This is a genomic window from Pseudomonas rossensis, from assembly GCF_039888995.1.
GTDB lineage: Bacteria > Pseudomonadota > Gammaproteobacteria > Pseudomonadales > Pseudomonadaceae > Aquipseudomonas > Aquipseudomonas rossensis.
The window spans coordinates 1-7,255 of sequence record NZ_JBBWCB010000205.1; the positions used below are offsets into that span (position 1 = coordinate 1).

A 7,255-nucleotide genomic window follows, 5' to 3' on the forward strand; every position below is an offset into this window, starting at 1 on the left:
GGACTGGTATTCGGGGGGTTGGGCGTAACTTTGAACATAGATGGAACTCCAGTACTGGTCATATAGGAGCCATCACTTTCGCTACCAAACGAAGGGTGGTGGCCATACACAGGTTGGTAGACCGGAGTACTGGAACCGGCGCCCCGAGGGACCCTGCGCATGGCCACCAAAAAGCATCGACCTGAAAAAGCGTCTGCATTCGGCTATGCGCCAGTACACCGGGCTACCAAACCCGATCGCTGTTTTTCAGCGACGGGGAAACGATAAGGCCCAGTACCAAGGCGCACAAGCCAGCGGATTCTGGCGTACGCGTAGGCAACGGCGCAAGGCGTTGTAGCCGCTAGGACGTAACAACGAGTGTCTTTAAACGCGTACGTTAAACGCATGAAAGCTTTCCAAAGATCGAGGAAGCGTCCGACATTTTTCCCAGGGGGCGGGACCTTACCCGTTGGCCGCTTTAAATCCTGCCGGACTACTGAAATGTCTCAGCGACCGCTGATCGAAAAATCGCCCTACCTGTTATTTCTGACAGTAGACGGACCGATGAGAGAAGTGGCTTGATGAAACCGGACTGCAATGGCCAGCGGGAAGCCCATGACTATGCATGTGACCAGTCCATCCATTAATCAAATGTAAGGAGTCATATCTCATGAATGCAGATGACCAACCCACCACCCCATCCTTCGCAGAGGCGAAACCCCTTGGCGAGGAGGATGCACCCTTCATTGGCGAGCTTCATGCACTGCTAGAACGGCATGGTAATACCAAACGTTTTGGAATTTTCTTGCTACATAATCATTTCGCAATAAAGGGGGATGAAATCATGCTGGAAAGCAATGATCCTGACGCCCGCACTCTTCACATGGAAGTCGTCAAGCGTACGGATTTGCCAGAGGGGAAGTTCACCAGTTGGCGCATGTCCGGCACCCAGCCTTTAGACAAAAAAGGGGTGCTCAATGAGATCGAGGCACTCACCTTTTGTGGACGTCCTTGCTTTTAGGGCACCTGGAGTGGTCGTTCCAGGCCGATGACACCCAGCAGTGGTTGGTTGGAGCTGGTCCAAAATTAGCCATAGGTAATTGCGCTGGCCAAAGGAACGTGACCGTCCGTTAGACCGCGCTGGAATGCGCCGCAACCTCCATGGGATGATCGCCCCCCACCGCGAGACCGACCATCCCCTGGAGTTTCTGAATGTCATTGTTGAGTAAAAAAACCGTTGTCCTGTTGTTGACGGCGGTTGCCAGTCTGGGAGCGCTGAATGCGCAGGCCGCCAAGGCCACTGCCAGCGATACCGCGCCCGCACAGAAAGTCTCGATGCTCGGCGGCAAGTTCACGTTCACCCTGCCCAAAGGTTTCGTCGCCAACCCGTTGCCTGCCGGCGACGCGGCCACCGGCACCGCCGGGGCAACGGGCACCATGTACACCAACAAGGCCACTAAAACCGTAGTGATCGCCGCTGAAAACACCATCCCCGGCGGCCTCAATGTCAAAGACAACGACGGTCAGTTCCTCGACTCCGTGGCGTCTGACTTCGCCACCGAACAAGCCACAGCGTTGCCGGACTTCACCAAGCTCAGTGAAAAAAGCCTGACCCAGAAAGGCACTGGCCTGGGGCTGCGGCAGATCGACAGCACCGCCACCCAGGGCGGCGGCAAAACCCTCGACACCACGCTGATGGCCGCGTCCAACACGCGCATGGCGATCGTTCAGGTGATTTCCCGCCTCAGTGACAATGCTGGCCACGAGACGCTGGTCAAACAGATTGTCACCGGCAAGTAAGCATCAGGGATTGAGACGCTGCAACCAGGCGCTCAAGTCCTGCATTTCGGCAGCACTGATGCTGTGACCGACGCCAGGGTAGGCATGAAATTCAGGCTTGAGTGACAGGCTCTGCAACAGGCTGTCGGCGTCCGTGCCGTCAATGTACGGAAGGCGTTTATCCGCAGTGCCATGACCGATGAAAATCGCCAGCTTCTGGCGCTTTTCATCCGGTTTCAGTTCGGACTTCAGCACCGGCAAAATCCGTCCACTCAACGCCGCGATCCCGCCCACAGCCTCGGGATGACGCAGGGCCACCTCGTAGGACATGATCGCGCCCTGACTGAAACCCACCAGGAACACCTTGTTCGGTTCGGTGTGATATTTCTTCGCTGCTTGTGCGACGAAATCCTGCAGCACCTGGCCGCTGGCCTTCAGATCATCGGTCTCACCGTCGTAGGCAGCGTTACCCTTCTCGCGAAACCACTTGTAACTACCCTCCTCCATCACTATCGGTGCGCGTACCGACAGATAGTTGTATGACGCGGGCAGTTCATCCTTGATGTCGAACAGGTCCTCCTCGTTACTGCCAAAACCGTGGAGAAAAATCACCAGGGGCTGATTGCGCGATTCGGGGTTGGCCTGCTCCAGGTACTTGAGCGGCAGATCGGTTTGCAGCGGGGTTTGAGCGTGGACGGCGGCGGACGCCAGGAGTGTCAGCAGAGCGAGAAACTTCAACATAAACCTTCCTTCACAGAGCGCAGGATTCGGGGCAGAGCCTAACACTGTGAAGCTTGCCGGGGGATTCTTGGTGTTGCTGATGCCGCCATCGCGAGCAAGCTCGCTCCCACATTGGATCTCCAGTGTTCACACGATCCCTGTGGGAGCGAGCTTGCTCGCGATGGCGGACTAAAAAGCGGTGAAGATTCCTCGGTTAATCGTTGATGAGTTTCCCGGCCCGAATCGGCTCGCGCCCCGCCACTTTCGCCTGCCAGGTGCCCGGCTGGGTGTAGCGCCCGCGATCGATGGCAAACAACACCCCACTGGTCCCGGCGCAAACCGTGGTAACTCGATCATTCAGCGGATCGACCACTTCAAACAGCGCATCACCCTTCTCCACCCATTCACCCGAATCGCGCAGGAAACTGACGACCCCGTGATGCGGCGCAAACAGGTATTGGGTGCCTTCGAACGGCATGCCTTCACAGCATTCGCTCGGGGCCGCTGGCCAAGTGCCTTTGATGAAACCCTGCTCGGCGAGGAACCCGAGAATCGCCTCGCAATTGGCTTGAGCCTGATCGACTCGCGTATCACCCATGCTGCCCAGTTCCAGCGTCGTCGCCAGGTTGGCCGGCGGGATCGCCGCCTCAGGGAAAGCCCTGGCCAGGCGCAACCACGGCGTTGAACACGACTCATCGAATGAGCTGCCGCCGGAATCTTCACAGAGCAACGCCACCCCAGCCTTCAAACGCGCCGCCAGGGATTGCCACTGCGGCCAGTGTTGTGGCAAGGCATACAGATGAATCGCCGCGTCGAAATCACAATGCAGATCGAGGGTGATATCGGCATCACAGGCGTGGCGCAGCAACAAGCGGTGCATGGCTTCCAGCTGCGAGGACGGTGCCGGCAAGCCGTCGAGTACCTGGCCCATGGTCTGGCGAATCAGCGCAATGTTGGCAGCCGCATCACTGCCCAACCGATCGCCGATCAACTCGGCCACCGGTGCGCTGAGTTCGACGAAGGAGCGGTTGAAGTTCTTGCCGCTGCCCAGCTCGAAGCGGCCCATGTGGCTGCCTTGCAGGTGCTGATCGAGGCCGATGGGATTCGCCACCGGGACCAGCTCGATCACGCCCTGCAACTGGCCCTGGGTTTCGAGTTCGGTCAGACGCTTTTTCAGTTCCCACGCCGTGCGCATGCCCGGCAGTTCATCAGCGTGCAGGCTGGCCTGGATGTAAACCTTGCGAGTGCCCGCGCCATAACGAAACACGCTGAGGGTGCGCTCGGTGCCCAAGTGGCTCCAGGGCAGTGAATGGTCGATGCGTTGCATGAGGACTCCTTGTTCTGTAGGAGCTGCCGAAGGCTCGGGCCGCGTTCGGACGATCTTTTGATCTTGATCTTAAAAAGCAACATCAAAAGATCGCAGCCTTCGGCAGCTCCTACAAGGGATGTGTGCCGCAGGTTAATTCATGCGCGCACAAAAAAAGTGGCAACCGCGTCAACGGTTGCCACTTTTTTGAACGGCGTGATTACTGGCCGTAAACGTCAAAGTCGAAGTACTTGTCTTGCACTTGCTTGTACTTGCCATTGGCGCGGATTTCGGTGATGGCGGTGTTGAATTTCTCTGCCAGGGCGGTATCGCCCTTGCGCACAGCAATACCGGCGCCGCCGCCGAAGTACTTGGCGTCTTCGTAGGTCGGGCCCACGAAAGCGAAGCCTTTACCGGCGTCGGTTTTCAGGAAACCGTCATTCAGGTTGACCGAGTCGGCCAGCATCGCGTCGAGACGACCAGCGACCATGTCCAGGTTGGCTTCCTGCTGAGAACCGTAGCGAACCAGGTTGATACCGGCCGGCACCAGCACTTCAGTGGCGAAGCGGTCGTGGGTACTGGCGCGCAGCACACCGACTTTCTTGCCTTTGAGTTCGGTCAGCGGGTCTTTGATGTCGCTGCCTTCCTTCATCACGAAGCGCGCCGGGGTATGGTAGTACTTGATGGTGAAGTCGACGTTCTTTTTGCGATCGTCGGTGATGGTCATGGACGACAGGATCGCGTCGATTTTCTTGACCTTCAGCGCCGGGATCAGGCCGTCGAACTCTTGCTCGACCCAGGTGCACTTCACTTTCATCTGCTCGCACAGCGCGTCGCCGATGTCCACGTCGAAGCCGGTGAGTTTGCCGTCAGGGGTTTTCATCGAGAATGGCGGATAACCGGCTTCGATACCGAGGCGGATCGGCTTGGCGTCTTCGGCCACAGCCGTCAGGGACAACATCGACAGTGCCAGGGCACCGAATATCACTAGCTTCTTCATTTATAACTCCTGTGTGCGGAGGCTTTTATTGGCAGCTTTCGATTGGCTTTCGGTTGGTGAAGACCGAAGTGCCCGGCAGTCTAGAGCGGCTCAAGGAGGGTCAATTGTGTTTAAGCGACAAATACTTATATAAAAGTGGCCGGCGGATTTGAGTCCCTTGAAGCGTGCGCCAAGCCGGTGCAAAGACTGTAGGACAAGCCCTTTTTTCAGACAAAACCTACAAGCAAAAACTACAAGAGAGCCCTTATGCCCACGTTGAACCTGATCCAGCACCACCCCGCCGAAGGTCCCGGAGCCATTGCCACGTGGGCTGCGTCCCGAGGTTTGACCCTGAACGTGTTTCGCGCCGACCTCGGCCAGTTGCCGCCAGTCAGTGCAGCACCCGTGATTCTGTTGGGCGGGCCTTATGAGTCCAACGGTGGGCCGGCTTGGCTGGAAGCTGAACGCCAGTGGTTGGCGGGCAGCCTGGATCAAGGCGCGGCAGTGTTTGCCATTTGTCTGGGGGCGCAGTTACTGGCGCTGAGCCTGGGCGGGAAGGTGCGGCGGATGGATCGAACCGAAACCGGTTGGACCCGCGTGACGTTCGTCGATGGTCAGCATCTGAACGTGCTGGAATGGCACGAAGACGCCATCGACCTGCCGCCAAACGCGCAGTTGCTGGCCAGCAGTGATCAGTGTGAGCAGCAGATGTATTGCGTCGGGCCGACGCGGGTGGGTTTGCAGTTTCATCCGGAGTGGACGGCTGAATCGGTGGCAACGCTCAATGAACACTTTGCCGACGAGTCACCGCTGCCCCGAGGTCAACAGGACAGCGCCGCCTATGCAGCCGTGTTCGAGTGGATGCAGGCGATGCTGGATAGGTGGTGGGCATCCGTTTAGAGCAAGATCAACAGATCGCAGCCTCGTTTCACTCGACAGCTCCTACAGGCGATCGCGTAGACCTGTAGGAGCTGTCGAGTGAAACGAGGCTGCGATCTTTTCGACTACATCAACATTCGCAACCGATCACGGTGCTGGCAGGCCGTTGCAGCGCAACACTCAACTCAAACCCTTCATCCAGCCACCCGGTCACCCCGCCGATCATTTCCTTGACCGGGTAACCCAGCGCCGCCAGTTTCACGGCAGCCTTGTTGGCACCGTTGCAGTGGGGCCCGGCGCAATAAACCACGAACACGCTGGTTTTCGGGTAGGCCGCCAGACCTTCAGCGCTCAACAGTCGCCCCGGAATATTGATCGCTCCAGGCACATGGCCACGCTCGAACGCGAGCGGGCCGCGCACGTCTACCAGGACAAAATCCACTTCGCCGGCCTGTTGGCTGCCGCGGACGTCGGAACAGTCGGTTTCGAAGGTCAGACGGTTGCTGAAATGCATCAGGGCGATGGCCGATGGGGCGGCGGGAATTTCGCGGACCAGGCTGGTCATGGGCTGTACTCCAAAGTCTCAGTGGGTGTGAGAAGACTTTATCCGCCCGACGCTTGCGGCTACAGTGGCGCACAAGACACTCACCGGGAACTTTCCGCCAAATGCAGCCCACCCCTGGATTGGTCGCGATTCTGGCCTACGACGGCCTTTGTACGTTCGAATTCGGCATCGCCGTGGAGATCTTCGGCCTGGCACGTCCGGAGTTTGACTTCCCTTGGTACGAGCACCGGATCGCCGCCGTTGATCAGGGTCCGATGCGCGCCATGGGCGGTATTCAGGTGCTGGCCGATGGTGGCATGGAGCTGCTCAAGGCCGCGCGGACCATCATCATTCCCGGCTGGCGTGATCGCAGCGCCCCAGTGCCTGAAGCATTGATCGCGGCCCTGCGCCAGGCCCACGCGCGGGGTGCGCGGCTGCTGTCGATCTGCTCGGGTGTGTTCGTGCTGGCGGCCACCGGTTTGCTCGACGGTCGCGGCGCCACCACGCACTGGCGTTACACCGCTGAGTTGGCCGAGCGTTTTCCGAACATTCTGGTGGACCCGGACGTGCTCTATGTCGATTCAGGTCAGCTGATCACCTCGGCCGGCAGCGCTGCCGGTATCGATGCCTGCCTGCATTTGGTGGCGCGGGACTTCGGTACGCAGGTGGCCAACTCGGTGGCGCGACGGCTGGTGATGTCACCGCAACGCACCGGCGGCCAGGCGCAGTTCATTCCGACACCGGTCAGTCCTACGCCGCGTAGCGATTTGTCGCGCGTCATGCAGTGGGCACGCGAGCGTTTGCATGAACCGCTGGAGGTGCGTGAGCTGGCGAGTGAGGCGGCCATGAGTGAACGGACGTTTCTGCGCCGGTTTACTGAAGCCACCGGCATGCCGCCCAAGGCGTGGTTGCAGCATGAGCGCCTGGGCCGGGCCCGCGAGCTGCTTGAGAGCACGAGCCAGAACACCGACCAGATTGCCCAGCGCTGCGGTTATCGCTCGGTGGAGAGTTTTCGGGTGGCGTTTCGTAGTGCGGTCGGCGTGCCGCCGTCGGTGTATCGGGAGCGGTT

Annotated in this window: 8 protein-coding genes; 4 read left to right on the forward strand and 4 right to left on the reverse strand. The window is 59.1% G+C overall.

Going from position 1 to position 7,255, the window contains the following annotated elements; translation table 11 throughout:
* Positions 1–649 precede the first annotated feature (649 nt).
* Positions 650–1,000 carry a hypothetical protein gene (locus WLY71_RS28715; protein WP_347806260.1) on the forward strand — a complete coding sequence of 117 codons (351 nt, stop codon included), beginning with the start codon at positions 650–652 and terminating at the stop codon, positions 998–1,000.
* 191 nt (positions 1,001–1,191) lie between these two features.
* Entirely contained in the window at positions 1,192–1,779 is a 588-nt protein-coding gene (locus WLY71_RS28720) for a DcrB/PsbP domain-containing protein (protein WP_347806261.1), read from the forward strand.
* Positions 1,780–1,782: 3 nt separating this feature from the next.
* On the opposite strand, the gene WLY71_RS28725 is transcribed toward WLY71_RS28720, so the two are convergent.
* The 3 genes from WLY71_RS28725 to WLY71_RS28735 form a co-directional block, all read right to left on the reverse strand.
* Positions 1,783–2,499, reverse strand: coding sequence for an alpha/beta hydrolase (locus WLY71_RS28725; protein WP_347806262.1), 717 nt, complete (start codon positions 2,497–2,499; stop codon positions 1,783–1,785).
* A gap of 193 nt (positions 2,500–2,692) precedes the next feature.
* Positions 2,693–3,805: a succinylglutamate desuccinylase/aspartoacylase family protein gene (locus tag WLY71_RS28730; protein ID WP_347806263.1), complete on the reverse strand. Its 1,113-nt coding sequence runs from the start codon at positions 3,803–3,805 to the stop codon at positions 2,693–2,695.
* A 199-nt stretch (positions 3,806–4,004) separates the two neighbouring features.
* Entirely contained in the window at positions 4,005–4,784 is a 780-nt protein-coding gene (locus tag WLY71_RS28735) for an ABC transporter substrate-binding protein (protein ID WP_347806264.1), read from the reverse strand.
* 246 nt (positions 4,785–5,030) lie between these two features.
* Between WLY71_RS28735 and WLY71_RS28740 the strand changes: the two genes are divergently transcribed.
* The gene (locus WLY71_RS28740; protein ID WP_347806265.1) at positions 5,031–5,663 is read left to right on the forward strand and encodes a type 1 glutamine amidotransferase; all 633 of its coding nucleotides are present in this window, start codon (positions 5,031–5,033) and stop codon (positions 5,661–5,663) included.
* 109 nt (positions 5,664–5,772) lie between these two features.
* On the opposite strand, the gene WLY71_RS28745 is transcribed toward WLY71_RS28740, so the two are convergent.
* Positions 5,773–6,207: a rhodanese-like domain-containing protein gene (locus WLY71_RS28745; protein WP_347806266.1), complete on the reverse strand. Its 435-nt coding sequence runs from the start codon at positions 6,205–6,207 to the stop codon at positions 5,773–5,775.
* 101 nt (positions 6,208–6,308) lie between these two features.
* Between WLY71_RS28745 and ftrA the strand changes: the two genes are divergently transcribed.
* Positions 6,309–7,255, forward strand: a 947-nt coding sequence (ftrA, locus tag WLY71_RS28750) for a transcriptional regulator FtrA (RefSeq protein ID WP_347806267.1), incomplete at its 3' end; no start/stop codon positions are given.

Excerpts from the sequence above, each read along its gene's own strand:
- WLY71_RS28715 (WP_347806260.1), top strand. The coding sequence starts at position 650 with ATGAATGCAGATGACCAACCCACCACCCCATCCTTCGCAGAGGCGAAA.
- WLY71_RS28720 (WP_347806261.1), top strand. The coding sequence starts at position 1,192 with ATGTCATTGTTGAGTAAAAAAACCGTTGTCCTGTTGTTGACGGCGGTT.
- WLY71_RS28725 (WP_347806262.1), bottom strand. The coding sequence starts at position 2,499 with ATGTTGAAGTTTCTCGCTCTGCTGACACTCCTGGCGTCCGCCGCCGTC.
- WLY71_RS28730 (WP_347806263.1), bottom strand. The coding sequence starts at position 3,805 with ATGCAACGCATCGACCATTCACTGCCCTGGAGCCACTTGGGCACCGAG.
- WLY71_RS28735 (WP_347806264.1), bottom strand. The coding sequence starts at position 4,784 with ATGAAGAAGCTAGTGATATTCGGTGCCCTGGCACTGTCGATGTTGTCC.
- WLY71_RS28740 (WP_347806265.1), top strand. The coding sequence starts at position 5,031 with ATGCCCACGTTGAACCTGATCCAGCACCACCCCGCCGAAGGTCCCGGA.
- WLY71_RS28745 (WP_347806266.1), bottom strand. The coding sequence starts at position 6,207 with ATGACCAGCCTGGTCCGCGAAATTCCCGCCGCCCCATCGGCCATCGCC.